Origin of the sequence: Streptomyces sp. NPDC093544 (assembly GCF_040683495.1) — a bacterium.
In the GTDB taxonomy this organism is placed as follows: Bacteria; Actinomycetota; Actinomycetes; order Streptomycetales; family Streptomycetaceae; genus Streptomyces.
This window is the reverse complement of the sequence record NZ_JBFBEA010000012.1, coordinates 139,111-164,933: the sequence shown is the minus strand read 5'-3', so window position 1 is coordinate 164,933 and position 25,823 is coordinate 139,111. Positions and strand designations below refer to the sequence as shown.

Annotated in this window: 21 protein-coding genes; 13 read left to right on the top strand and 8 right to left on the bottom strand. The window is 70.3% G+C overall.

Going from position 1 to position 25,823, the window contains the following annotated elements:
• Positions 1 to 379: 379 nt before the first annotated feature.
• From AB0N66_RS20105 to AB0N66_RS20095, 3 genes are all read right to left on the bottom strand, one after another.
• Positions 380 to 2,626 (bottom strand): heavy metal translocating P-type ATPase, encoded by a 2,247-nt coding sequence (locus AB0N66_RS20105; RefSeq protein ID WP_365436501.1) that lies wholly within the window; start codon positions 2,624 to 2,626, stop codon positions 380 to 382.
• 96 nt (positions 2,627 to 2,722) lie between these two features.
• A complete protein-coding gene (locus AB0N66_RS20100; RefSeq protein ID WP_365436498.1) occupies positions 2,723 to 2,962 on the bottom strand; it encodes a heavy-metal-associated domain-containing protein in 240 nt (79 codons plus the stop codon).
• 97 nt (positions 2,963 to 3,059) lie between these two features.
• Positions 3,060 to 4,010 (bottom strand): PrsW family intramembrane metalloprotease, encoded by a 951-nt coding sequence (locus AB0N66_RS20095; protein ID WP_365436495.1) that lies wholly within the window; start codon positions 4,008 to 4,010, stop codon positions 3,060 to 3,062.
• Between the two features lie 213 nt (positions 4,011 to 4,223).
• Between AB0N66_RS20095 and AB0N66_RS20090 the strand changes: the two genes are divergently transcribed.
• Positions 4,224 to 5,258 (top strand): zinc-dependent alcohol dehydrogenase family protein, encoded by a 1,035-nt coding sequence (locus tag AB0N66_RS20090; protein WP_365436492.1) that lies wholly within the window; start codon positions 4,224 to 4,226, stop codon positions 5,256 to 5,258.
• Positions 5,259 to 5,298: 40 nt separating this feature from the next.
• On the opposite strand, the gene AB0N66_RS20085 is transcribed toward AB0N66_RS20090, so the two are convergent.
• Positions 5,299 to 5,499, bottom strand: coding sequence for a MerR family transcriptional regulator (locus tag AB0N66_RS20085; protein WP_055615575.1), 201 nt, complete (start codon positions 5,497 to 5,499; stop codon positions 5,299 to 5,301).
• A 308-nt stretch (positions 5,500 to 5,807) separates the two neighbouring features.
• Complete coding sequence (locus AB0N66_RS20080; protein ID WP_365436489.1) at positions 5,808 to 6,749, bottom strand: sugar phosphate isomerase/epimerase; 942 nt, start codon at positions 6,747 to 6,749, stop codon at positions 5,808 to 5,810.
• A 125-nt stretch (positions 6,750 to 6,874) separates the two neighbouring features.
• Between AB0N66_RS20080 and iolC the strand changes: the two genes are divergently transcribed.
• The 9 genes from iolC to AB0N66_RS20035 all read left to right on the top strand — a co-directional run bounded on the left by iolC (position 6,875) and on the right by AB0N66_RS20035 (position 20,355).
• The gene (gene iolC / locus AB0N66_RS20075; RefSeq protein ID WP_365436486.1) at positions 6,875 to 7,825 is read left to right on the top strand and encodes a 5-dehydro-2-deoxygluconokinase; all 951 of its coding nucleotides are present in this window, start codon (positions 6,875 to 6,877) and stop codon (positions 7,823 to 7,825) included.
• 251 nt (positions 7,826 to 8,076) lie between these two features.
• On the top strand, positions 8,077 to 8,928 hold the full coding sequence (locus AB0N66_RS20070) for a deoxyribose-phosphate aldolase (RefSeq protein WP_365436822.1): 852 nt from the start codon (positions 8,077 to 8,079) through the stop codon (positions 8,926 to 8,928).
• A 7-nt stretch (positions 8,929 to 8,935) separates the two neighbouring features.
• A complete protein-coding gene (gene iolB / locus AB0N66_RS20065) occupies positions 8,936 to 9,751 on the top strand; it encodes a 5-deoxy-glucuronate isomerase (protein WP_365436483.1) in 816 nt (271 codons plus the stop codon).
• The gene (iolD, locus tag AB0N66_RS20060; protein ID WP_365436480.1) at positions 9,748 to 11,691 is read left to right on the top strand and encodes a 3D-(3,5/4)-trihydroxycyclohexane-1,2-dione acylhydrolase (decyclizing); all 1,944 of its coding nucleotides are present in this window, start codon (positions 9,748 to 9,750) and stop codon (positions 11,689 to 11,691) included. Before iolB ends, iolD begins: the two co-directional genes overlap by 4 nt.
• Positions 11,692 to 11,705: 14 nt before the next feature.
• Positions 11,706 to 13,208 (top strand): CoA-acylating methylmalonate-semialdehyde dehydrogenase, encoded by a 1,503-nt coding sequence (gene mmsA / locus AB0N66_RS20055; RefSeq protein WP_365436477.1) that lies wholly within the window; start codon positions 11,706 to 11,708, stop codon positions 13,206 to 13,208.
• Positions 13,209 to 13,512: 304 nt separating this feature from the next.
• On the top strand, positions 13,513 to 14,922 hold the full coding sequence (locus tag AB0N66_RS20050; RefSeq protein WP_365436474.1) for an APC family permease: 1,410 nt from the start codon (positions 13,513 to 13,515) through the stop codon (positions 14,920 to 14,922).
• 184 nt (positions 14,923 to 15,106) lie between these two features.
• Positions 15,107 to 17,764: an alpha/beta fold hydrolase gene (locus AB0N66_RS20045; protein WP_365436471.1), complete on the top strand. Its 2,658-nt coding sequence runs from the start codon at positions 15,107 to 15,109 to the stop codon at positions 17,762 to 17,764.
• Positions 17,761 to 18,624, top strand: a complete 864-nt coding sequence (locus tag AB0N66_RS20040) for an ABC transporter permease (RefSeq protein ID WP_365436468.1) — start codon at positions 17,761 to 17,763, stop codon at positions 18,622 to 18,624. Before AB0N66_RS20045 ends, AB0N66_RS20040 begins: the two co-directional genes overlap by 4 nt.
• Before the next feature lie 153 nt (positions 18,625 to 18,777).
• Positions 18,778 to 20,355, top strand: a complete 1,578-nt coding sequence (locus AB0N66_RS20035) for a von Willebrand factor type A domain-containing protein (protein WP_365436465.1) — start codon at positions 18,778 to 18,780, stop codon at positions 20,353 to 20,355.
• A 1-nt stretch (position 20,356) separates the two neighbouring features.
• Here the strand turns inward: AB0N66_RS20035 and AB0N66_RS20030 are convergent, their stop codons facing one another.
• Entirely contained in the window at positions 20,357 to 20,932 is a 576-nt protein-coding gene (locus tag AB0N66_RS20030) for a helix-turn-helix domain-containing protein (protein ID WP_365436819.1), read from the bottom strand.
• 175 nt (positions 20,933 to 21,107) lie between these two features.
• Between AB0N66_RS20030 and AB0N66_RS20025 the strand changes: the two genes are divergently transcribed.
• Complete coding sequence (locus AB0N66_RS20025) at positions 21,108 to 21,935, top strand: SDR family oxidoreductase (protein WP_365436462.1); 828 nt, start codon at positions 21,108 to 21,110, stop codon at positions 21,933 to 21,935.
• Positions 21,936 to 22,017: 82 nt separating this feature from the next.
• Positions 22,018 to 23,949: an AMP-dependent synthetase/ligase gene (locus AB0N66_RS20020; protein WP_365436459.1), complete on the top strand. Its 1,932-nt coding sequence runs from the start codon at positions 22,018 to 22,020 to the stop codon at positions 23,947 to 23,949.
• A 100-nt stretch (positions 23,950 to 24,049) separates the two neighbouring features.
• Here AB0N66_RS20020 and AB0N66_RS20015 read toward each other — a convergent pair whose 3' ends face one another.
• Both AB0N66_RS20015 and AB0N66_RS20010 read right to left on the bottom strand, forming a co-directional pair.
• Positions 24,050 to 24,457 (bottom strand): rodlin, encoded by a 408-nt coding sequence (locus AB0N66_RS20015; protein ID WP_365436457.1) that lies wholly within the window; start codon positions 24,455 to 24,457, stop codon positions 24,050 to 24,052.
• 200 nt (positions 24,458 to 24,657) lie between these two features.
• Entirely contained in the window at positions 24,658 to 25,068 is a 411-nt protein-coding gene (locus tag AB0N66_RS20010; RefSeq protein ID WP_365436454.1) for a rodlin, read from the bottom strand.
• Positions 25,069 to 25,329: 261 nt separating this feature from the next.
• On the opposite strand from AB0N66_RS20010, the gene AB0N66_RS20005 reads away from it, so the two are divergent.
• Positions 25,330 to 25,740 (top strand): rodlin, encoded by a 411-nt coding sequence (locus tag AB0N66_RS20005; RefSeq protein WP_365436451.1) that lies wholly within the window; start codon positions 25,330 to 25,332, stop codon positions 25,738 to 25,740.
• The last annotated feature ends 83 nt before the right edge of the window (positions 25,741 to 25,823 follow it).

Sequence of the window (25,823 nt, the reverse complement as noted above, 5' to 3'; positions counted from 1 at the left end):
GGTTACGAACTGACTGCGAGCAAAACGAGCAAAACTTCCGTCAAGACGGTGCGGTTGGCCGGGACGCGTACCGCCGGGAGGGCCGCTCAAAGCTCCCCGGTGCACGTGTCCCGGCAACGCAGTTCCAGGAACGTCCCCCAAGACATCCCCAGATGCCAGTCACGCCCCCCAAGACGCTTCTGACATCGCCAACTTAGACTCACGAACCCCTTCGATGGTTACGTTCACATCACTGTGACCTGCGTCTCTTGCATATGTCCTGAAGATAGGCAAGAGACCCCAAATGCGAACCGGGCCCAAGCGTAAGGAAGATGCGCGAGCCTTGTGAAGAGCTTATGTGAGGCTCTCGCCGGACTCTAGGGGGGCTCTCACTCGAACATCATGAGAATGCCTTGAGCCGGAGGCTGTTCGTCACCACGAACACCGACGAGAAGGCCATCGCCGCCCCCGCGATCATGGGGTTGAGCAGCCCGGCCGCCGCCAGTGGCAGTGCCGCCACGTTGTATCCGAAGGCCCAGACAAGATTCCCCTTGATGATGGCGAGGGTTCGGCGCGACAGCCGGATCGCGTCCGCGGCCACCCGCAGATCCCCGCGTACGAGCGTCAGATCGCTCGCCTCGATCGCGGCGTCCGTGCCGGTGCCCATCGCCAGACCCAGGTCGGCGGTGGCAAGGGCTGCCGCGTCATTCACCCCGTCCCCCACCATCGCGACGCTCCGCCCCTGACCCTGGAGCCGCTTGACGACGTCGACCTTGTCCTCGGGCAGCACCTCGGCGATCACATCGCCGGCGTCGATCCCGACGGCGCGCGCCACGGACTCGGCGACCGCCCGGTTGTCACCGGTCAGCAGCATCGGCGTGAGTCCGAGGGCGCGCAGTGCGCGTACGGCCTCGGCGCTGGTCTCCTTGACCGCGTCGGCGACGGTCAGCACACCGATCGCCGTACCGTCCCGGGTGACCACGACGGCGCTGCGCCCTTCCGACTCGGCCGCGGACTTGGCGCGGGCCAACTCGGCGGGGAGTACGTCCTCGAACCGGCCGACCGTGACCTCGTGACCCGCCACGCGCCCGCGCACGCCACGCCCCGGAACGTTCTCGAAGTGCTCCGGCGGCGAAAACGCGCCAACGCGCTCCTGAGCGCCCGCGGCGATCGCCTGGGCAATCGGATGCTCGGAGGCGTGCTCCAGGGCGCCTGAGAGCCGCAGAACCTCGTTCTCGGCGGTGTCCCCGACGACGTAGACCTCTTGAAGTTTCATTCGTCCCGTCGTCACCGTCCCGGTCTTGTCCAGGACGACGGTGTCGACGCGGCGCGTGGACTCCAGGACCTCGGGCCCCTTGATGAGGATGCCGAGCTGCGCCCCGCGCCCCGTGCCGACCATCAGGGCGGTCGGAGTGGCGAGCCCCAGCGCGCACGGGCAGGCGATGATCAGCACCGCGACGGCGGCGGTGAAGGCGGCGACCGTGTCACCCGTGACCGCCAGCCAGACACCGAAGGTGCCGAGCGCGATCAGCAGCACCACCGGCACGAAGACCCCGGAGATCCGGTCGGCGAGCCGCTGCACCTCGGCCTTGCCGTTCTGCGCGTCCTCGACGAGCCGCGCCATCCGCGCGAGCTGGGTGTCCGCGCCGACCCGGCTCGCCTCGACGACCAGCCGGCCCCCGGCGTTCACGGTCGCGCCGGTCACCGCGTCACCGGTCGACACATCCACGGGCACCGACTCGCCGGTCAGCATGGAGGCGTCGACGGCCGAGGCGCCCTCGACGACGGTGCCGTCCGTGGCGATCTTCTCGCCGGGCCGTACGACGAAGCGGTCCCCGACGGCCAACAGGTGTACCGCAAGACGGACTTCACGCCCGTCCCGCAGCACGGAGACTTCCTTCGCGCCCAGTTCCATCAACGCGCGCAGCGCGGCGCCCGCCTGCCTCTTGGAGCGGGCCTCCAGATAGCGGCCGAGCAGGATGAACGCGATGACACCGGCGGCGACTTCAAGGTAGATCGCCGAGGTCCCCTCCGTACGCGAGACGGTGAACGAGAAGCCCTCCCGCATGCCCTCCATCCCTGCGTCCCCGAAGAACAGGGCCCACAGGGACCAGCCGAACGCGGCCAGTGTGCCGATCGAGATGAGGGTGTCCATGGTGGCCGCGCCGTGTCGCGCGTTCGTGAACGCGGCCTTGTGGAACGGGAGTCCGCCCCACACGACGACGGGCGCGGCGAGCGTCAGCGCCAGCCACTGCCAGTTGTCGAACTGGAACGCCGGGATCATCGACAGGAGGGCGACGGGGAGGGCGAGGAGGGCGGAGACGACGAGGCGCTCGCGCAGGGAGGCCAGTTCGGGGTCGCGCTCGCCTGTGGCGTCCGCTGCGGGCTGCGGCGGCGCGGGCTCCTCGGCCGTGTACCCGGTCTTCACCACGGTGGCGATCAGATCGGCGACCGCCACGCCCTCCGGATAGGAGACCTTCGCCTTCTCCGTCGCGTAGTTGACCGTGGCGGTGACGCCGTCCATGCGGTTGAGCTTCTTCTCGACGCGGGCCGCGCAGGAGGCGCAGGTCATGCCCCCGATGGCGAGCTCGATTTCCGACGTGGCGGCGAGCTTGGTTATGGGTGTCTCGGGTGCTGCGGTGGTCATGGTCCGGCTCCAAGGAAAGAACCGGGCCGTACGGAGCCAGTATCAGCTGGTCGGTACGGCCCGGTGTGGAGAGCTAGGTGATACGGAGAGATCTGCTCAGGCCTTGCCGACGAGCTCGAAGCCCGCCTCGTCGACCGCGGCGCGCACCGCGTCCTCGTCGAGGGCGGCGGCGGAGACCACGGTGACCTCGCCGGTGGAGGCCACGGCCTTCACCGAGCTGACGCCGGCGATCCCGGAGAGCTCACCGGAGACGGAGCCTTCACAGTGCCCGCAGCTCATTCCGCTCACCTGGTAGACGGTCGTGACGGAACCCTGGGTGTCGGTCTGCGCGGTCATGGCGTTACTCCTCATTGAGGCAGGTCGGGCGTGCGTACGTAGACGGCGGAGGAGTCCTGTGGCTCCAGGGTTGCCTCCTGATACGCAGGCTATACCCCTAGGGGGTACTTCTCCAAGTGGGGTCCCGGCGTGCCAGCGAACGCACCCAGCCGATGCCGGCGAGCGACACGATGACCATGGCGCCGATCGAGAACAGCGTGAAGAGATGCTTCTGCTCGGCGGTGGGCTGCGGGATGTAGCCCTGCGCGAACAGCGCCCTGTTGAGCCCCGTATCGGTCAGCCGCGCCACCAGCCAGAGCGCGATGCCGTGCGTCGAGTCCCACAGGGCGTGCAGGAGCGAGACGCCGAGGTAGGTGCCGAGCACGGGCCGGTTGAACTGGAAGCGCCCGTTCGGGTGGCGGTACGCGAGCAGCACCGCGCCCGCGATCGCGGTCCACAGGCCGTGCCCGAAGGGGGCGAGCACCCCGCGCAGGATCTCGGTCTCCAGGAGTGCGCGCAGGTCGACGCCCTTGAGTGAGACGGCGGCGTTGAACGCGTACCCCGCGCTCTCCAGCGCCGCGAACCCGAACCCGACGGTCGCGCCGAGCACGAGCCCGGCCCGTAGCCCGTGGATCCGGGGGTGCCGGCGCAGCATGAACATCAGCGCCGTGAGCTTCACCGCCTCCTCGATCAGCCCGACGCCGACGTACATCCACAGGGAGGGGTGCAGCAGGTAGTACTCCATGACCGACGCGCCCAGCACGCCGAGTGTGCCGCCGGTCAGGAAGCAGCCGAGGATCAGGTTCACGCCCAGGTCACGGCCGTGCCGCTCGTACGCCCAGAGCACGAAGGTGACGGGCACCAGGAAGCTGCCGAGCAGGATCAGGGTCGGCAGCAGGGTGGTGTTCTTCGTCGCGTACGTGACGATCGCGGTCAGCACCCAGAGCGTGAGCCCGCCCCACAGGCAGTGCTTCCAGAGTCCGGCACGGATCGGGAGGTACGACGACGGAGGCTGCTGGGGTCCGGGAATGCGGGCTTGAGGTGCACCGGGCGGCTGATTCTGGGTCACGGCTCATCCCTCGGGCTCGGACAGGGGCTGTCCATTCGGGCGGAGGCTGTCCATTCGGAGGTTGTCCATGGGGCGGAGGCTGTCCGCCGGGATGGATTTTTAGAACCCTATGGCGAGCGGCCCCATGCCGCAGTTCGGGAAAGCTGGTCTCCGAGAATGGTGATCTCCGGGCGAAAGGCGCCGGGTGACGGGCGAGGGTGAGGGGCGAGACGGATGCGGGCAGTGGTGTTCGAGCGGTACGGGGAGCCGGCCGAGGTACGTGAGGTGGCGGATCCGGCGCCCGCGGAGCACGGCGTCGTGGTGCGGGTCGAGGCCACCGGGCTGTGCCGGAGCGACTGGCACGGCTGGATGGGCCACGACCCGGACATCACGCTGCCGCACGTACCGGGACACGAACTCGCCGGGGTCGTCGAGGCGGTGGGCGCCCGTGTCACCGGCTGGCACCCCGGAGACCGGGTCACCGTGCCGTTCGTGTGCGCCTGCGGAAGCTGTCCCTCGTGCGCCGCGGGAGACCAGCAGGTGTGCGAGCGGCAGACCCAGCCGGGGTTCACCCACTGGGGCTCCTTCGCGCAGTACGTGGCCCTGGAGCACGCCGACGTGAACCTGGTCGCGGTGCCGGACGGACTGTCGTACGCGACGGCGGCCTCGCTGGGCTGCCGGTTCGCCACGGCCTACCGGGCGGTGGTCGCACAGGGTCGGGTGGCCGCGGGGGAGTGGGTCGCCGTACACGGCTGCGGGGGCGTCGGTCTGTCCGCCGTGATGATCGCGGCGGCCGCCGGGGCGCGGGTCGTCGCCGTCGACGTGTCGCCCCAGGCGCTGGACCTGGCCCGGAAGTTCGGGGCGGCGGAGACGGTGGACGCGTCGGGTGCGCTGGACACGGCGGAGGCGGTACGCGAACTGACCGGCGGCGGCGCCCACTTGTCACTGGACGCCCTCGGCTCCCCGGTCACCTGCGCGGCCTCGGTGAACGGCCTGCGCCGCCGGGGCCGCCACGTCCAGGTCGGGCTGTTGCCCGTGGCCCCCGAGGTCCCCATGTCCCGTGTGATCGGCCTCGAACTCGAACTCCTCGGCAGCCACGGGATGGCGGCGCACGCCTACCCGCCGATGCTGGAGCTGGTGCGGGCGGGCGTACTGCGCCCCGACCTCCTGGTCACCTCCACCATCCCGCTTAGCGCTGCGCCGACCGCGCTGACGGCGATGGGGTCGGCGCCAGGAGCCGGAGTGACGGTCATCGAGCCGTGGACATGACTGTGCCCCGCACACGGGCGGGGCACAGGGGAGGTATGGGTCAGCCGTCTCTACGACCGCGGTTTCCAGGGCGGGAGGCGACCCAGGCCCGGACAGTGTCCGCGTACCAGTAGGGCTTGCCGCTCTCCACGTGGTCGGGCGGGGGGAGCAGGCCGTGCTTGCGGTACGACCTCACGGTGTCCGGCTGCACCTTGATGTGCGCCGCGATCTCCTTGTACGACCAGAGCCTACGGTCGGTCATGAGTGGCACCTCCCTGCGCGTACCGCGGCGGCGGCCGAGGGCGGCCGTCGGGGGAGCCGGGCACTGCGCTGGTGATCAACAAGCCTGTGCCCCGTGAACGACACAGAGTGAGCACCGGGACGTGCCTGTGGACCGGGTGTGACGGAAGACCCGCGTACACGCGACATGTGTGACGGGAAGGGGTTATTTGTGACACGAGCGACGCAATTGGCGGATGACCACCATGAGGCCGCAGGGGCCCGCCGAGCCCTGAGCACTCGGCGGGCCTACCCCGCGCCACCCCACCCCGCGCCGCCGCCGGACAGGCCCTACGCCCCGCAGGACCTCAGGAACGCCCGCGTCCGCTCCGCGATCGGCAGCGGCTTGTCCGGAGGGCATGGGTACATGTCCTGCTCGACGATCGCGAAGAGGTCGATGTCGAGCTGTTGCGCGGCGGCGAGTACGGGCTCCAGTGCCGGTACGCCGGACGGCGGTTCGCACATCACGCCACGCGCCACGGCCGGACCGAACGGCAGCTCGTCCGCCCGCACCTCGGCCAGGATCAGCGGATCCACCTGCTTGAGGTGCAGGTAGCCGATGCGCTCTCCGTAGGTCTCGATGAGCTTGACGCTGTCGCCGCCGCAGTACGCGTAGTGCCCGGTGTCCAGACACAGCGACACCAGCGAGGAATCCGTCGCGTCGAGGAAACGCGCGACGTTCTCCTCGCTGTCGATGTGCGTGTCGGCATGCGGGTGGACGACGATCCGCAGCCCGTACCGCTCGCGCACCTCATGCGCCAGCCGCTCGGTCTGAGCGGTCAGATTGCGCCATTGTGTGGGCGTCAGCGTGCTGTCCTCCAGCACCTCGCCCGTCTTGTCGTCCCGCCAGAACGCGGGGATGACCACCAGATGCTCGGCGCCCATCGCCTGGGTGAGCGCCGCGATGTCCGAGACGTGCGCCCAGGTGGACTCCCACACGTCAGGACCACGGTGCAGCCCGGTGAAGACCGTGCCGGCCGAGACGGTGAGCCCGCGCTTCGCGGTCTCGGCCTTCAGGACGGCCGGATCGGAGGGGAGATAGCCGTACGGGCCCAGCTCGATCCACTCGTAGCCGGACCCGGAGACCTCGTCGAGGAAACGCTGCCAGGGGACCTGCTGAGGGTCGTCCGGGAACCAGACGCCCCAGGAGTCGGGAGCCGAACCGATCCGGATACGGGACAGTGAGGACGGAGGTGATGACTGCGGCGACGGCCGCGGTGACAACGACGTCATGGGCGTCAGCTTCCGGCGGCCTCCAAGGACGTGTCAATACCTCGTCCGAATGTCTGGACAAAACGTTGACAGGGCTCCCTGGACCCGACTAGACCTTTGCGTGCAGCCGAAGCGAAGGGAACTCGATGGCGTACGACCTGATCACCATGGGGCGGATCGGCGTGGACCTCTACCCGTTGCAGACGGGGGTTCCGCTGGCGCGGGTGACCACGTTCGGAAAGTTCCTCGGTGGCTCGGCGACGAACGTCGCGGTGGCGGCGGCCCGGCTCGGACGGCGTACGGCGGTGATCACGCGCACCGGCGACGACCCCTTCGGCACCTACCTCCACGAGGCGCTGCGCGACTTCGGTGTCGACGACCGCTGGGTCACCCCGGTGCCCGGGCTGCCCACCCCGGTCACGTTCTGCGAGGTCTTCCCGCCGGACGACTTCCCGCTGTACTTCTACCGGCAGCCCAAGGCCCCCGACCTGGAGATCGACGCCCACGACCTCGACCTCGACGCCGTCCACGGGGCCCGCGTCTTCTGGATGACGGGCACCGGCCTGAGCGAGGAGCCCAGCCGCACGGCGACGCTCGCCGCGCTGGCCCACCGTGCCAAGTCCGGTACGACGGTCTTCGACCTCGACTGGCGCCCCATGTTCTGGACGGACCCCGGGTCCGCCCGCCCCTTCTACGCCGAGGCCCTGCGCCACGCCACCGTCGCCGTCGGCAACATCGACGAGGTCGAGATCGCCACCGGCGAACGCGAACCGCACGCCGCCGCCCGCGCCCTGCTGGACGCCGGTGTCGAACTCGCCGTCGTCAAGCAGGGCCCCAAGGGCGTCCTCGCCGTCCACCGCGACGGCACCTCCGCCGAGGTCCCGCCCCTCCCGGTGACCGTCCTCAACGGCCTCGGCGCCGGCGACGCCTTCGGCGGCTCCCTCTGCCACGGCCTGCTCGCCGACTGGGACCTGGAGCGGATCATGCGGTACGCCAACGCCGCGGGCGCCATCGTCGCCTCCCGCCTGGAGTGCTCCTCCGCGATGCCGACCCCAGTCGAGGTCGAGGACGCGCTCACGGCAGGAGCGGTGCTGTGAGGGCAGGCCAGGTCGGGGGCGCGAGACACGAGGGCGGCGACCCGACGCCGCGCGAAGGCGGCGGCGCGGCCACGCGCGAAGGCGGCGGCGCGGCCACGCGCGAAGGCGGCGGCGCGGCCACGCGCGAAGGCGGCGGCGCGGCCACGCACAAAGACGCCGGCCCGGCCACGCACAAAGACGCCGGCCCGGCCACGCGCGAAGGCGGCGACCCGGCACCGTACAGCCGAGTCGACGTCGCCGAACTCGTCCGCATCCGCACCCGCCACCCCGAAGCCATCGCCGAGGCCGCCGCCCGCCGGCTCCGCCGTCCCCTCGTCAACGACGGCGGCCGCCTGATGATCGTCGCCGCGGACCACCCGGCCCGCGGCGCGCTGGCCGTCGGTGACCGCAAGTTCGCGATGGCGAGCCGCGCCGGTCTCCTGGAGCGGCTCTGTATCGCGCTCTCGCGCCCGGGAGTCGACGGCGTCCTCGCCACCGCCGACATACTCGACGACCTGCTCCTGCTCGGCGCGCTCGACCACAAGGTCGTGCTCGGGTCGATGAACCGCGGCGGACTCGCGGGCGCCTCCTTCGAGTTGGACGACCGGTTCACCGGGCACCGCCCGCAGGACATCGAGCGGCTCGGCTTCGACGCGGGCAAGCTGCTGCTGCGCATCGACTACGACGACCCTGGCTCGCTGCGCACCCTGGAATCCACCGCCCGTGTCATCGACGAGATGGCGGAGCGGCAACTCCCGGTGTTCGTCGAGCCGTTCCTCTGCCGTCGCCGCGAAGACGGCATCCTCCGAAACGATCTCAGCGCCGAGGCGGTCACCAAGTCCATCGCCATCGCGAGCGGCCTCGGCGGCAGTTCGGCGTACACCTGGCTGAAGGTCCCCGTCACCGAGAACCCTGACGACATGGCTCGCGTCATGGAGACGTCCACGCTGCCCGCCGTACTCCTCGGCGGCGATGTCGGCGAGGACCAGGAGGGCGCGTACGAGAAGTGGCGCGGCGCGCTTCAACTCCCCACCGTTCAGGGCCTGGTGGTCGGCCGTTCGCTGCTCTACCCGGCGGACGGCGATGTGACCGCGGCCGTGGACACCGCCGTCGGACTGCTGTGAGGACGAGATGACGCGCAACGCCCTGCAGGTCCCGAAGGGGAGCACCGCCAACGCGCAGTACGTCCTCGACGTCGACCCCAAGCGCGCCGGCTGGACCCACAGCAGCCTGCGCGTCGTCGAGCTCGCCCCCGGTGGCACACACACCTTCACCACCGGCGACAGCGAATGGATCGTGCTCCCTCTCAGCGGCGGCTGTACGGTGGACATAGCGGGCGAACAGTTTCAAATCCTGGGCAGGGAGAGCGTGTTCAGCGGAGTCACCGACTTCGCGTACGTACCCCGTGACGCCCGGGTCCAGATCACCTCCGGCGTGGGAGGCCGCTTCGCCCTGGCAGGAGCGAAGTGCGAGCGCCTACTCCCCGCCCGCTACGGCCCCGCGCCGGAGGTACCCGTCGAAGACCGCGGCAGCGGCAACTGCGCCCGCCAGGTGCGCAATTTCGCCTCTGCCGACGCCTTCGAGTGCGACAGGCTCATCGCCGTCGAGGTCATCACGCCCGGCGGCAACTGGTCCTCGTATCCGCCCCACAAGCACGACGAACACCGGCCGGGCGTGGAGTCGGAGCTCGAAGAGATCTACTACTTCGAGATCGACGGTCCGAACGGATTCGGCTATCAGCGCGTATTCCCTTCGCACGAGGGCGGATCCGACGTCCTCACCGAGGTCCGCACCGGCGACGCGGTCCTCGTCCCCGACGGATGGCACGGCCCGTCCATCGCCCAGCCCGGCCACGCCATGTACTACCTGAATGTGATGGCGGGACCTGGCGCGGAGCGGGAGTGGCGGATCTGCTTCCACCCAGAGCACACCGAGGGGTACCAATGACAGAGCCGACGTCGAAGGCGACGAAGGTGACGCGCGAGTCGACCGTGTCCAAGGCGCCTGCTGCGACGACCAGGCTGACGGTCGCACAGGCGCTGGTGCGGTTCCTGGCCGCGCAGTACACGGAACGGGACGGCGAGCGGCGGCGGTTGATCGGCGCCACCTGGGGGATCTTCGGCCACGGCAATGTCGCCGGGCTCGGCCAGGCGCTCGTCGAGTACGCGGACGAGATGCCGTACCACCAGGGCCGTAACGAACAGTCCATGGTGCACGCGGCGGTCGGCTACGCGCGCCAGTCCAACCGCCTCTCCACGCACGCCGTCACCACCTCCATCGGCCCCGGCGCCACAAACCTCGTGACCGGCGCCGCCCTCGCGACGATCAACCACCTCCCGGTCCTGCTCCTCCCTGGCGACACCTTCGCGACCCGCCCCGCCGATCCGGTCCTCCAACAGCTCGAAGTCCCGTACGCGGGCGATGTGTCGGTCAACGACTGCCTGCGCCCGGTGTCGAGGTACTTCGACCGGATCACCCGCCCCGAGGCCCTGATCCCGGCCGCTCTCCAGGCGATGCGGGTGCTCACCGACCCGGTCGAGACGGGCGCGGTCACGCTCGCGTTGCCGCAGGACGTGCAGGCGGAGGCGTACGACTGGCCCGAGGAGTTCTTCGCGGAGCGGACCTGGACCGTGCGCCGCCCGGCTGCCGACGTGTCCGAACTGACCGCCGCCGTAAGGGCGATCCGCGAGGCCCGCCGCCCCCTCATCGTCGCGGGCGGCGGCGTCCACCACAGCCGCGCCGAGGACGCGCTCGCCGAACTCGCCGCCGCCACCCGCATTCCCGTCGCCTCCACGCAGGCCGGCAAGGGCTCGCTGCGCTTCGACCACCCGCAGGATGTCGGCGGCATCGGCCACACCGGCACGGCGACCGCCTGCGAACTCGCCCGCACCGCCGACCTGGTGATCGGCGTCGGCACCCGCTACACCGACTTCACCACCGCCTCCGGCACCCTCTTCACCGCCAAGGGCGTCCGCTTCCTGAACCTCAACATCGCGCCGTACGACGGTCACAAGCTCTCCGGGATCCCGCTGATCGCCGACGCGCGGGCCGGACTCGAAGCCCTCACCGAGGCGTTGCTGCTGCACAAGCACCGCACCGAGCCCGCGTACGCCACCGAGTACAGCGACGACAAGGAGCGCTGGGAGTACCGCGTCGACGCGGCCTACGAGGCCGAGGACCTCGACATCCGGCCCACCCAGCCACAAGTCCTCGGCGTCCTGGACGAGTTGGTCACCGAGGACGACATCCTGATCAACGCGGCCGGATCGCTCCCCGGCGACCTGCACAAACTGTGGCGGGCGCGGTCGCGGGACCAGTACCACGTCGAGTACGGCTACTCGTGCATGGGCTACGAGATCCCGGCCGCGATCGGCGTACGGCTGGCGGCCCCGGACCGTCCCGTCTGGGCGCTGGTCGGCGACGGCACGTACCTGATGATGCCGACGGAGATCGTCACCGCCGTGCAGGAGGGCATCGCGATCAAGGTCCTGATCCTGCAGAACCACGGGTACGCCTCCATCGGCGGCCTCTCCGAGTCGGTGGGCGGCGAGCGGTACGGCACCGCGTACCGCTACCGCTCCGAGGACGGTACGTACACAGGGGCGCCGCTGCCGGTGGATCTCGCCGCCAACGCGGCCAGCCTGGGGATGCGCGTCCTACGCGCGAAGACCGTCCGTGACCTGCGGGCGGCCCTCGCCGAAGCACGGAGCGCCGACACTCCCACTTGTGTCTACGTGGAGACCGAAACGGCAGACACAGTGTCGGGCGCGCCTCCGGCCCAAGCCTGGTGGGATGTACCTGTGGCCGAGACCGCGACCCGTTCGTCGGCGGTCAAGGCGCGCGAGTTGTACGAAAGGCACGTCGCCGCCCGACGCCGCCATCTGTGAAGGAGTTCCTGTCCATGACGAAGACTGTCAACCACTGGATCGGTGGCAAGACCGTCGAGGGTGCGTCGGGTGCGTACGGGCCGGTCACCGACCCGGCGACCGGCGCGGTGACCACGCAGGTCGCCTTCGCGACCGTCGAGGAGGTGGACGCCGCGGTCGCCGCCGCGAAGGACGCCTACGCCACCTGGGGTCAGGCCTCGCTGGCCAAGCGGACCACGATCCTCTTCAAGTTCCGCGCGCTGCTCGACGCCAACCGCGACGCGATCGCCGAGCTGATCACCGCCGAGCACGGCAAGGTCCACTCGGACGCGCTGGGCGAGGTGGCGCGCGGCCTGGAGATCGTCGACCTGGCCTGCGGGATCACCGTGCAGCTGAAGGGCGAGCTGTCGACCGAGGTGGCGTCACGGGTCGACGTGGCCTCGATCCGGCAGCCGCTGGGCGTCGTCGCCGGCATCACGCCGTTCAACTTCCCGGCCATGGTGCCGATGTGGATGTTCCCGCTCGCCATCGCGTGCGGCAACACCTTCGTCCTGAAGCCGTCGGAGAAGGACCCGTCGCCCGCGATGAAGATCGCCGAGCTGCTCGCGGAAGCCGGTCTGCCGGACGGTGTCTTCAACGTCGTGCACGGGGACAAGGTGGCTGTCGACCGCCTCCTGGAGCACCCGGACGTCAAGGCGGTCTCCTTCGTCGGCTCGACCCCCATCGCCCGCTACATCCACACCACAGCCGCCGCCAACCACAAGCGCGTCCAGGCCCTGGGCGGCGCCAAGAACCACATGCTGGTCCTTCCGGACGCCGACCTGGACGCGGCGGCGGACGCGGCGGTGTCCGCGGCCTACGGCTCGGCGGGCGAGCGCTGCATGGCGATCTCGGCCGTCGTGGCCGTCGGCGCGATCGGCGACGAGCTGGTGGAGAAGATCCGCGAGCGCGCCGAGAAGATCAAGATCGGTCCGGGCAACGACCCGGCCTCCGAAATGGGCCCGCTGATCACGGCCGCGCACCGCGACAAGGTCGCCTCGTACGTGACGGGCGCGGCGGCGCAGGGATCCGAGGTCGTTCTCGACGGCACCGGCTACACGGTGGAGGGCTTCGAGGACGGCCACTGGATCGGCCTCTCGCTGCTCGACCGGGTGCCGGTCACCTCGGACGCGTACAAGGACGAGATCTTCGGCCCGGTGCTGTGCGTGCTGCGGGTGGAGACGTACGAGGAGGGCGTGGCGCTGATCAACGGCTCGCCGTTCGGCAACGGCACCGCGATCTTCACCCGGGACGGCGGCGCCGCCCGGCGCTTCCAGCTGGAGATCGAGGCGGGCATGGTCGGCGTGAACGTGCCGATCCCGGTGCCCGTCGGCTACCACTCCTTCGGTGGCTGGAAGGACTCCCTCTTCGGCGACCACCACATCTACGGCAACGACGGCACGCACTTCTACACCCGGGGCAAGGTCGTCACGACCCGCTGGCCGGACCCGTCCGAGGCCCCGACCGGCGTGGACCTGGGCTTCCCGCGCAACCACTGAGGCCCGTCGGCAGGGCTTGTGAGGCCGTCCGCATCGCGGACGGCCTCACTTTTTTCGCCGACCGCGCTGCGGTTCCCGTAGGGAGGCAAGAAACCCCCTGCGTTGACCTGTTGTGGCCTGATGGGCAGTCGAGACGCCTTCTGGCTTCGGATTTCGTAGGTGAACAGCCATTGACGCGCGGTTTCCGTCAAGGTTCCATCAACGCCGGGAGCGGACGAAGAGATGAACGACACGAGCCGCCGGAGGCGATAACGCTCCCGCCCGAGCCATCTGACGCACGACACGAGTCGATCGGAACCGCCGCATGACCGACACGCTCCGCCCTGTCGACACCGCCGCCCTCGACACTGCCCCCACGGCGTCCGACGGCCCCCGCAAGCTCAAGCGCTCCATCGGCATCGTCGGCGGCACCCTGCTGACGCTCTCCTGCGTGACCCCGGCCTCCACGCTCTTCGTGGTCGTGCCCGACCTCTTCTCGTCCCTCGGCACGGCGACCGCGCTCACCATCGCGATCGGCTCACTGCTCTGTATCGCCGTGGCGTTCTGCTACTCGGAGCTGGGCACCCTCATCCCCAGCGCGGGCGGCGAGTACGCCATGGTCTCGACGATGGCCGGACGCCTCGCGGGCTGGCTGGTCTTCGTCCTCTCGCTCCTGGTCGTCATGATCGTGCCGCCGGTGATCGCCATGGGCACGGCCGACTACCTGGCGCCGATCGTGCATCTGAACCCCTCGATGGCGGGCGCCGGCGTGATGCTGCTCGCCACCCTCGCGGGCCTCCTCGACCTGCGCGCCAACGCCTGGATCACCGGCGTCTTCCTGGTCCTCGAAGTCATCGCGGCGGCCGTCGTGGCGGTCCTCGGCTTCTCGCACAGCGAGCGCGGCCTCGGCAGCCTCACCTCGATGCGGGTGGCCGGCTCCGGAGGCCACACGGACACCGTGACGGCCATGCTGGTGGTCTCCGGACTCGCGATCGCGCTCTTCATCACCCAGGGCTTTTCGACCGCGGTCTACCTCTCCGAGGAGCTGGAGAACCCGCGCCGCAACGTCGCCCGCACGGTCCTGGCCACCCTCGCCATCTCCACGGTGATCATCCTGGTCCCGGTCGTCGCGATCACCATGGGTGCCCCCGACCTCTCCGCCCTCACCGGCGGCGACATCAGCACCATGGTCACCGCCTGGTCGAACTCCGCCGTCGGCACCTTCGTCAGCCTCTGCGTGGCCCTCGCGATCATCAACGCCGGCATCGTCATGGTCATCCAGAACTCCCGCGTCCTGTTCGCCTCGGCCCGCGACAAGGCCTGGCCCGAGCCGGTCAACGGAGTCCTGACCAGGCTCGGCCGCTTCGGCTCCCCGTGGGTCGCCACACTCCTGGTGGGCGTCCCCGGCGCGGCCCTCTGCTTCGTCAACCTGGACACCCTGTACGGCGTCACGGGCGTCTCGGTGACCGGCATGTACCTGCTCGTCGCGGTCGCCGCACTGTTCGCCCGACGCGGCCCGCACACCCACACACCCGCCTGGCGCATGCCCCTGTGGCCCGCCGTACCGGTCGTGCTGATCGCCGTCCTCGCGTACGTCCTCAGCATGCAGGAGGCCGAGTACCTCCTGTGGACCGGCGGCATCGTGGCCGTAGCCACCCTTTACTGGGCCTTCTATCTGCGGCCGCGCCGCGAGACCCGGTGGCTGGTGTCGATCCCGGAGGACGCGCGGGCGTAACCGGGCTGCCGGGCAGCCTGCCGGGCATGAGGTCGGTCGGACAGCCAGGTGATCGGGCAGCCGGTCCTCGGCCGCTCGTACCACGGTCGCGGTATGCCGGCCCGGTTCCGTACTCCCGTGGGAGGGGCGGGGGTTCAGACCGGCGGCGGCATCGGTTGACAGTGGTGGGCCTTACCGTTGACGCATGGATCTTCGACTGCCCCGACTTCGGGTGCCCGCACTGCGGAGGCCGCGACGGTGGATCGCCGCCGCGGCCGCCGTTGTGGTGCTCGCCGGCGCCGGGACGTGGACGGCCGTCGCCTCCGACGACGCCCCGTCCGTACAGCGCGCCGACCGCGTCATGGACATGGGCGACGGGGTGAGCATCGACACCTCGTACTTCACCGCGGGACCGAGCGCGGACCGCCGCCCCGCCGTACTGCTCGGGCACGGCTTCGGCGGCAGCAAGGACGACGTGCGGGCGCAGGCGGAGCAGCTCGCGCGGGACGGATACGCGGTGCTGACCTGGTCGGCGCGCGGTTTCGGCAACTCCACGGGCAAGATCGGGCTGAACGACCCGAAGGGCGAGGTCGCCGACGTCTCCAAGCTCATCGACTGGCTCGCGAAGCGCCCCGAGGTCCAGCTCGACAAGCCCGGCGACCCGCGCGTGGGTATCACCGGCGCCTCGTACGGCGGGGCGGTCGCCCTGGAGGCCGCGGCCTACGACCAGCGGGTGGACGCGATCGCCCCGGAGATCACCTACTGGAACCTGTCGGACGCCCTCTTCCCGAACGGCGTCTTCAAGAAGCTCTGGGCCGGCATCTTCATCAACTCCGGCGGCGGCTGCGACAAGTTCGAGACCCAGCTGTGCGAGATGTACAACCGCGTGGCGGAGTCCGGAAAGCCGGACGCGGCGGCGACCAAACTCCTTGACGAGCGCAGCCCCTCCGCGGTCGGCGACCGCATCAAGGTGCCCACGCTCATCGTGCAGGGCCAGACCGACTCCCTCTTCCCGCTCGGCCAGGCCGACGCCATGGCCAAGCAGCTCCGCGCCAACGGCGCACCCGTGGACGTCGACTGGATCTCCGGCGGGCACGACGGCGGCGACCTGGAGGCGGACCGCGTCCAGGCCCGGGTCGGCTCCTGGTTCGACCGGTATCTGAAGGACGAGACGGGCGTCGACACCGGCCCCGCGTTCCGCGTGACCCGCACCGGAGGCGTCGACTCCACCGACGGCGCCGCACAGCTCCGGGGCGCGAGCGGCGACACCTACCCCGGCCTGGAGAACGGCGAGCACGCCGTGGCGCTGGCCGGACGCGAGCAGAGCTTCGAGAACCCGGCGGGCGCCAACCCGCCCGCCATCTCGGCCCTCCCCGGCCTCGGCGGCGCGGGCGGCCTGTCCCAGCTCTCGTCCCTCGGCGTCGGGGTGTCGCTCGACTTCCCTGGCCAGTACGCGCAGTTCGCGTCCTCGGCGCTCGGCAGCGACCTGCGGATCACCGGATCGCCGACGGTGACCGTGCACGTCACATCCAGCACCGACGAGGTCGTCCTCTTCGCGAAGGTGTACGACGTCAACCCCGGCGGCGGACAACAGGTGCTCCCGTCCCAGCTGGTGACTCCGGTGCGCGTCGAGGGAGCCAAGGCGGGCAAGGACGTCACCATCACCTTGCCGGCCATCGACTACGAGGTGCAGGAGGGCCACCGGCTGCGCCTGGTCCTGGCCTCGACGGACCTCGGCTACGCGTCACCGGGCGCCCCGGCGACGTACACGGTCTCCCTGAAGGGCGACCTGCACGTCCCCACCGCCCCCGCCGTGACGACGGCCGCCGCGTCGCTCCCCGGCTGGGTGTGGTGGCTGCCGATCGCCGGAGCGCTGGTCGCGCTGGCCCTGCTGCTGACCGGCCGGCGCCGTACGACCGCCGGACCGCCCGACCCCGAGCTGGCCGAAGTCCCGCTCCAGATCACCGACTTGAGCAAGCGGTACGCGAAGTCGGCGGACCGGTACGCGGTACGGGAGCTGTCGTTCCGCGTGGAGAAGGGCCAGGTCCTGGGTCTCCTCGGGCCGAACGGCGCGGGCAAGACGACCACCCTGCGCATGCTGATGGGCCTGATCAAGCCGGACGGTGGTGAGATCCGCGTCTTCGGCCATGAGATCCAGCCGGGCGCGCCGGTCCTCTCCCGGGTCGGCGCGTTCGTCGAGGGCGCGGGCTTCCTCCCGCACCTCTCGGGCCGCGACAACCTGGAGCTGTACTGGCAGGCCACCGGCCGTCCGCCCGAGGACGCCCACCTGGAGGAGGCCCTGGAGATCGCGGGCCTCGGTGACGCGCTGGCCCGCGCGGTCCGCACCTACTCCCAGGGCATGCGCCAGCGCCTGGCCATCGCCCAGGCCATGCTCGGCCTCCCGGACCTGCTGATCCTCGACGAACCCACCAACGGCCTGGACCCGCCGCAGATCCGCGAGATGCGCGAGGTGATGATCCGCTACGCCGCCGCAGGCCGCACGGTCATCGTCTCCAGCCACCTGCTCGCCGAGGTCGAGCAGACCTGCACCCACCTGGTCGTCATGGACCGGGGACGGCTGATGCAGGCGGGTCCGGTGTCCGAGATCATCGGCTCCGGCGACACCCTCCTCATCGGCACGGGTTCCCGCGTGGACGAGCCGATCGCCGAGAAGGTCGGCGCGCTGCCTGGCGTCGCCTCGGCCGTCGTCACCGACGACGGGATCCTGGTCAGGCTCGACCCCGGCGCAAGCGCACAGCGCCTGGTTGTGGAGCTCGTACGGCTCGAAGTACCCGTGGAATCGGTGGGCCCCCACCGCCGACTCGAAGACGCCTTCCTCACCCTGATCGGGGGCAACGCATGAGCACCCTCATCGAGCGGGCCGAGACGGCCGACGGATACCGGGCGCGCCGGACGCTGCCGCTGCGCGTGGAGCTGATCCGGCAGCTGAAGCGGCGCCGCACCCTCGTGATGGGGGCGATCCTCGCGGCGCTGCCCTTCGTGCTGGTCGCGGCGTTCGCGATCGGCGGTACGCCGGACGGGCGTGGCAACCAGATCACGCTGATGGACACGGCCACCGCGTCGGGCGCGAACTTCGCCGCGGTGAACCTCTTCGTCTCCGCGGGCTTCCTGCTGGTGATCCCCGTCGCGCTGTTCTGCGGCGACACCATCGCCTCCGAGGCGAGCTGGTCCTCGCTGCGCTACCTACTGGCGGCGCCCGTGCCAAGGGCCCGCCTGCTGTGGTCCAAGCTGACCGTCGCACTGGGCCTCAGCCTCGCCGCGATGGTGCTGCTGCCGATCGTCGCGCTGGTGGTCGGCACCGCGGCCTACGGCTGGGGCCCCCTGGAGATCCCCACCGGCGGCGCGCTCTCCGCGGGCACCGCGGCACAGCGCCTGCTGGTCGTGGTGGCGTACATCTTCGTCTCCCAACTGGTCACCGCGGGGCTCGCGTTCTGGCTGTCGACCAAGACGGACGCCCCCCTCGGCGCGGTCGGCGGAGCGGTCGGACTGACGATCGTGGGGAACGTACTGGACGCCGTCACCGCGCTGGGCCACTGGCGCGACTTCCTGCCCGCGCACTGGCAGTTCGCCTGGGCGGACGCCGTCCAGCCGCAACTGGAGTGGTCGGGCATGATCCAGGGCTCCGCGATTTCGGTAACGTACGCGCTCGTCCTGTTTGCCCTGGCCTTCCGGGGTTTCCGGCGCAAGGACATCGTGTCCTAGGTCTCCGGAGGATCTCCTACCGGTCTCGGCGGCCGCCCACCGTGGCCGCTTCGAGATCCATCCGCAACGCTCCGTCACGCACATCTCGGCCCCCTCGGACGTCACAGTCACAGACGTAGGCCCATGTACAGGCCGCTCACCGAGGGGGCACAGATGGGGAACGACCACATACGGGCGAGGGCTGTCACCACTCGCAGCCGTCGACTGCACGGCACACTGCTCGCCCTGACAACCGCGGGCGCCCTGCTGCTCACCGGCTGCAGCGGGGGTGACAGCGGTCACGGCTACTCGACGGACCGGAACGACGGCACGGCACCGCTGCCCGCCCCCGCCCACCCGACGGGCGGCGCCTCACAAGGCGAGCAGAGCGGTGAGCAACAGGGCGACGAGAGCCGTGAGTTCGCCCCGTCCCCCGACTACCTCTCCACCTTCGCCCTGGACGTCGACACCGCGTCGTACGGCTACGCCCGCCGCACCCTCGCGGACGGCAAAATGCCCGACCCGTCGACGATCCGCCCCGAGGAGTTCGTCAACAGCTTCCGCCAGAACTACGAACGCCCCGACGGCAACGGCTTCTCGGTCACCGTCGACGGTGCCCGCACCGACGACGAGGACTGGTCGCTCGTCCGGGTCGGCCTCGCCACCCGCGCCGAGGAGGACGACGACGAACGCCCGCCCGCCGCCCTGACGTTCGTCATCGACGTCTCCGGCTCCATGGACGAACCGGGCCGCCTCGACCTGGCCAAGGACTCCCTCGACGTGATGACGGACCGCCTCCGCGACGACGACTCGGTCGCCCTGGTCACCTTCAGCGACGAGGCCGAGACCGTCCTTCCGATGACCCGGCTCGGCGACCACCGGGGCCGCGTCCACGACGCCGTCGACCGTCTGGAACCCCAGTCCTCGACCAACCTCGGCGCCGGCGTCGAAACCGGCTACGCCACCGCCACGGAAGGCCTGCGCGAGGGCGCCACCAACCGCGTCGTCCTCGTCTCCGACGCCCTCGCCAACACCGGCGACACCGAAGCCGACACGATCCTGGAGCGCATCGCTGACAACCGCCGCGAGCACGGCATCACCCTCTTCGGCGTCGGCGTCGGCAGCGACTACGGCGACGACCTGATGGAGCAACTCGCCGACAAGGGCGACGGCCACACGACGTACGTCTCGGACACCGAGGACGCCCGCGAGGTCTTCTGCGAGGAACTCCCGAAGAACATCGACCTCACCGCCCGCGACGCCAAGGCACAGGTCGCCTTCGACCCCGAGACGGTCGAACAGTTCCGGCTCATCGGCTACGACAACCGCCAGGTCGCCGATGAGGACTTCCGCGACGACCGCGTGGACGGCGGCGAGGTCGGCCCCGGCCACACGGTGACCGCCCTCTACGCGGTCCGCACCAAGCCCGGCACCTCCGGCCACCTCGCCACGGCGAGCGTCCGCTGGCTCGACCCGGAAACCCGCTCCCCGCACGAAGAGTCCGGCCAGCTGGAGGCCGGGAACCTCGACGACAACCTCTGGACCTCCTCCGACGGCCTCCAGGTTGCCGCGGTCGCCGCGTACTTCGCCGCCGCCCTGCGCCAGGGAGACAACCGCTGGACGCGACTCCCCGGCAGCCTGCCCCTAACCGAACTCAGGTCCCGCGCCGACAAGTTGGCGGCTGACACCGAGGACAAGGCGGTACGCGAACTCGCCGACGCCATCGAGACCGCGACCGGTATGGAGAGCTGAGTCAGACGGCGCCGGGCCGCCGCCCGGCGCCGTGCAGCAGCGTGTCGACGACGAGCGTCGCCAGGGTGTCGGGATCGGGGTCCGGCCGCTCGTCGCCGTGCAGGGCCTCGCCGATCAGGGCGTAGTAGACGCGGCGGACCCACTCCAGGTCCGCGGCCGGGTCGAGCAGGCCCTCGTCCCTGGCTCGTCCCAGGAGTTCGACGCAGCGCGCCCCGACCTGGTCCCAGCCCGCCGCCGCGGCGCCGCCCTCGTCGGCCGGCCGCCCCAGGGCATAGCTCCAAGCCCCCTTGATCCGCAGCACGTTGGCGGTGACGCGATGCAGCGCGACCAGCGGCGGCGCGGTGTCGGGCCGCGCGTCCTCGATGGCCTGCCCGAGCTGCCGTACGGCTGACTCGGCGAGCGCCTCGATCAGCGCCTGCCGGCTGGCGAAGCGCCGGTGGACCGTCGTCCTGGCCACCCCGGCGGCCTCGGCGACCTGCTCCATGGACGCACTCGGATCGGCGGCGAGCACCCGCTCGGCCGCCTCCAGAATCGCGCGCACACTGCGCTCGGCATCGGCCCGTAGCGCTCGGCCCATGGGCTCCTCCACTCCGTCGGCTCCTGACCCCCACTGGACGTAGATGATACGCCCGAGTCGCCGTTCCCCAGATATCTGCATCACTCATGTTGCAATTAATAGAATAAGAGCTACAGTGGTGTCTTAGTTAGACGTTCGACTCGTCTTCACCCCGACCTTCTGAAGGGGAACAGCCATGACCAGCACATCCACCGGACCCACTGCCCTCATCACCGGCGCCTCCTCAGGACTGGGCGCCGAGTTCGCCACCCAGCTCGCCGCGGGCGGCCACGACGTGATCCTCGTCGCCCGCTCCCGCGACCGCCTCGAAGAACTGGCCGACCGGCTGCGTACGGCGTACGGCGTCCAGGCGCACGTCCTGCCCCAGGACCTCGCCGAGCCCGACGCCGCCGACCGCATCGCCGAGGCCCTCACCGCCCGCGGTCTCAGCGTCGACCTGCTGGTCAACAACGCCGGCTTCGGCACCTGCGGCCGCTTCGAGGAGATCGACCCGCGACGCGAGCACGACGAGATCATGGTCAATGTCGTCGCCCTCGTCGACCTCACCCATGCCGTGCTCCCCGGCATGCTGGAGCGCGGCTCCGGAGCCGTCCTCAACGTCGGCTCCACGGCGGGCTATCAGCCGGGCCCGTACTTCGCGGTCTACAGCGCCACCAAGGTCTTCGTCCTCAACTTCTCGCTGGCGCTGCGCCAGGAGTACCGAGGCCGCGGCATTCGGGTCACGGCCCTGTGCCCGGGCCCGGTCGAGACGAACTTCTTCGAGGCGATCGGCACCCGCAAGGCCGCGCTGTCGGGCTCGTTCAGCACCTCGGAACCGGTCGTTCGCGCCGCCCTGCGCGCCCTCGACCGCGACCGCGCGTACGTCACCCCGGGGCTGAGCAACGCACTGGGTGCCCACCTGAACCCGCGCCGCCCGCGCACCCTGGTGGCGGCGATCGCCGAGCGCATCACGCGCAAGGTCCTGGAGCCGGAGCAGAAGTCCTCCGAACCCGCGACCACGTGAACCGACTCCGCACAACCCGTTGAATTTCCGTTACGCCTGGGTAAGTTGACCCCCGTTCAGAACCCTGCGACCGGGAGCCGTGATGGGCGTACGCAAGGACCTGAAGCGGGCGAGGAAGCGCACCGGCCTCGCGTCCCGCGCCGAGGTGGAGCTGACCAGGGACTCCACCGGCACCGTCCGAGAGGCCCGCACCCCACGCCTTGCCCCGCCCCCCACCACCGGCAGCACCGCCGACCTGCCCTTCACCAACGCGGCCGAGTTCCCGGGCGCCGTCGTCCTGCGCCGCCAGGAACACGGCACCTGGCACCCGGTCACCGCGGTGGCCTTCGCCCGCGAAGTCACCGCCACCGCGAAGGGGTTGATCGCGGCCGGACTCGAACCGGGCGGCCGGGTCGCGGTGATGTCCCGTACTCGCTACGAGTGGACGGTCCTCGACTTCGCGATCTGGGCGGCGGGCGGCCAGACCGTCCCCGTCTACGCGACCTCGTCCGCCGAGCAGGTGGAGTGGATCGTCAGGGACTCGGGCGCACGCTTCGTGATCGTCGAGACCCCCGAGAACGCCGGCGCCGTGGCCACCGCCACGGCCCGGCACCCCGAACCCCCGCGCGTCTGGCAGCTGGACGCGCACGCGATGCCCGAACTCGCCACCCTGGGCCGGGACATCACCGACGAGGAGGTGGTCAAGCGCCGCGCCGCCCTCACCCCCGACACCATCGCCACCGTCTGCTACACCTCCGGAACCACCGGCCGGCCCAAGGGCTGTGTCCTCACCCATGCCAACCTGCACGCCGAGGCCGCCAACACGGTCGAGCTGCTGCACCCCGTCTTCGAGGAGGTCACCGGCCAGAACGCCTCGACCCTCCTCTTCCTCCCGCTCGCTCACATCATGGGCCGCACCCTCCAGATCGCCTGCCTGATGGCCCGCATCGAGGTGGGCCACTGCCCGAGCATCAAGCCCGATGAACTCCGCCCTGCTCTACGGGAGTTCAGGCCGACCTTCCTGGTCGGCGTCCCCTACCTCTTCGAGAAGATCCACCACACCGGCCGCGCGACCGCCGAGAAGATCGGCCGGAGCGCCTCCTTCGACCGCGCCGACCGCATCGGCGTCCGCTTCGGCGAGGCGTATCTGAACAAGTTCCTGGGGACGGGCAAGGGACCAGGGCTCGGCCTGTACGCCGCCTGGGCGCTCTACGACCTGCTGGTCTACCGCCGCATCCGCAAGGAACTCGGCGGCCGGGCCCGCTACGCCATCAGCGGCGGTTCCCCGCTCGACCGCGACCTCAATCTCTTCTTCTACGCCGCCGGAATCATCGTCTACGAGGGCTACGGCCTCACCGAGACCACGGCCGCGGCGACGATCGTCCCGCCCCTGCGCCCCCGCCCGGGCACGGTCGGCCTCCCGGTCCCCGGCACCGCCATCCGCACGGCCGACGACGGCGAGGTCCTCATCAAGGGCGGCGTCGTCTTCGGCGCGTACTGGAACAACCCGGCGGCGACGGACGCGGTACTGCGCGACGACTGGTTCGCCACCGGCGACCTCGGCGCCCTCGACGACGACGGCTACCTCACCATCACCGGCCGCAAGAAGGACCTCCTCGTCACCTCCGGCGGCAAGAACGTCTCACCCGCCGTCCTGGAGGACCGCCTGCGCAGCCGCTCGCCCGTCGGCCAGTGCGTCGTCGTCGGCGACAACCGCCCCTACATCGCCGCCCTGATCATCCTGGACCCCGAGTCCGTCGCCCACTGGCTCGCCGTACGTGAACTGCCCGCCGACACCCCGCTGTCCGAGCTCGCGGCCGACCCCCGGATGCGCGCCGACGTCCAGAAAGCCGTCGACCACGCGAACGAAGCGGTCTCGCGTGCCGAGTCCATCCGCCGGTTCACCCTGGTGGCAGGCGAGTTCACCGAGGACAACGGACTGCTCACCCCGTCCCTGAAGGTCAGACGCCATGCGGTGACGGCCGCGTACGCGGACGAGATCGAGGCGCTGTACGGGACTGAGCGCCTGGACTGAACGCCGGGCTGAGCACGTGCCCCGCACGGGGGAAGCGGGCATGAGAAAGCGGGCCGCCGATGGTGCTCGGCGGCCCGCTCTACCCGGTGCTGAGGTGAGATCAGCTGTTGCCGGTGCCGTTGCCGGACAGGACCGGGATGTTGTCCAGGATGTGCGACAGCGGCTCGTCGCCCTTGGCCTGGGTCGAGTTCTCGACACACTGCTGGTTCTGCGGGGCCGACAGGATCGGGATGTCCTGGACGGCGACGCCGCCGATGCCCGCGATGCCGCCGGCGTTGACCTTCGCGGGCAGGCCGATGCAGGGCTTGTTGAGCGAGCCCTGGATGAGCGAGAGCTGCGGGCTCATGTCGCCCTCGGTCTTGGAGTTGCCGAACTCCTGGACCGCGCCGTTGCCGCTGGTGGACGTGGTGCCGTTGTCGTTGCCGATCGCCAGGGCCTGGGGGGCGACCCCGGCCGAGATACCAGCGACGGAAGCGGCAATAGCGGCGGTTGCCCACAGCTTCTTCATGTTCATTCCCTTCAGAAAGCGGACTCCAGTGAGGAGCTGCGTGATGATCAACTGCGTAGCCCCTGCCGGGGTTGCGGGTTATGCCCCGTTTGGCCCAGCGTGAATTTATGAACGCCCATCAGGGGTGCGTCAGTTCGTGAACCACAGGCCGACGGGCCGCCGGGAGACCGGCGGCCCGCTGACGAGAACTCCGAAGAGAACTAGTTGTTGCCGGCGCCGTTGCCGGACAGAACCGGGATGTCGTCCAGGATGTGCGACAGCGGCTCGTCGCCCTTGGCCTGGGTCGAGTTCTCGACACACTGCTGGTTCTGCGGGGCCGACAGGACCGGGATGTCCTGCAGCGCGACACCGCCGATGAGGGCGGCTCCACCGAGGTTGAGCTTGGCCGGCAGGCCGACACAGGGCTTGTTGAGCGAACCCTGGATGAGCGCCATCTGCGGGCTCATGTGGCCGTAGGTGGCCGAGTTGCCGTAAGACTGCACGGCGCCGTTGCCGCTGGTGGACGTCGTGCCACCGTCGTTCCCGATCGCCATCGCCGGCGTCGCGGCGGCAGCGGACGCACCGACGACGGAAGCGGCGACCGCCGCAGCAGCCATAACCTTCTTGATCACTAGCTAGTCCCTTCTGGAGAAACCCCGTCCACCGGAGCGCTCTGGTCAACTGCCCCGGCCGTTCTTGGTTGCTCTCTTTCACTCCGATGGCCCACATCGAAGAGTGATTCCGGCATGCCCGCGCCATTTGTATTCCCGCTCGATTCCCCGGGGTCACCTCGCGCCGAACGGGCCATTCGGGTGAAGCACCGCAACCATTCCGGCGTGGCCGGGTTGATCCGAGAGCAGGAACACGTGTGTCTGCCAGGAAAGGAACGCAAAATGCTTAAGAAGGCAATGGCCGCGGCGGCGGTCGCCGCTTCCGTGGTCGGTATCTCGGCGGCGGCCGCCCCTCAGGCGCTTGCCATCGGTGACGACAACGGCACCACCTCGGTCAGCGGAAACGGCGCGGTCCAGCAGTTCGGCAACTCCAAGACCAAGGGCGACAAGAGCCCGCAGCTGAGCCTGGCTCAGGGTTCGCTGAACAAGCTCTGTGTCGGCCTGCCGGTCAAGGGCAACGTGGGCGGCATCGCGGCCATCGGCGGCGTCGCCGTCCAGGACATCCCCGTCCTGTCGGCCCCGCAGAACCAGCAGTGCGCCGAGAACTCGACCCAGGCCAAGGGCGACGAGCCGCTGTCGCACATCCTGGACGACATCCCGGTTCTCTCCGGGAACGGCATCGGCAACAGCTGACCGTTGTCTCGAAAAGGCTCGGGCCGCCCGGCGCGTTGACGCACGGGCGGGCCCGGGCTTTTCCGCAATCGACTTCCTTTTCT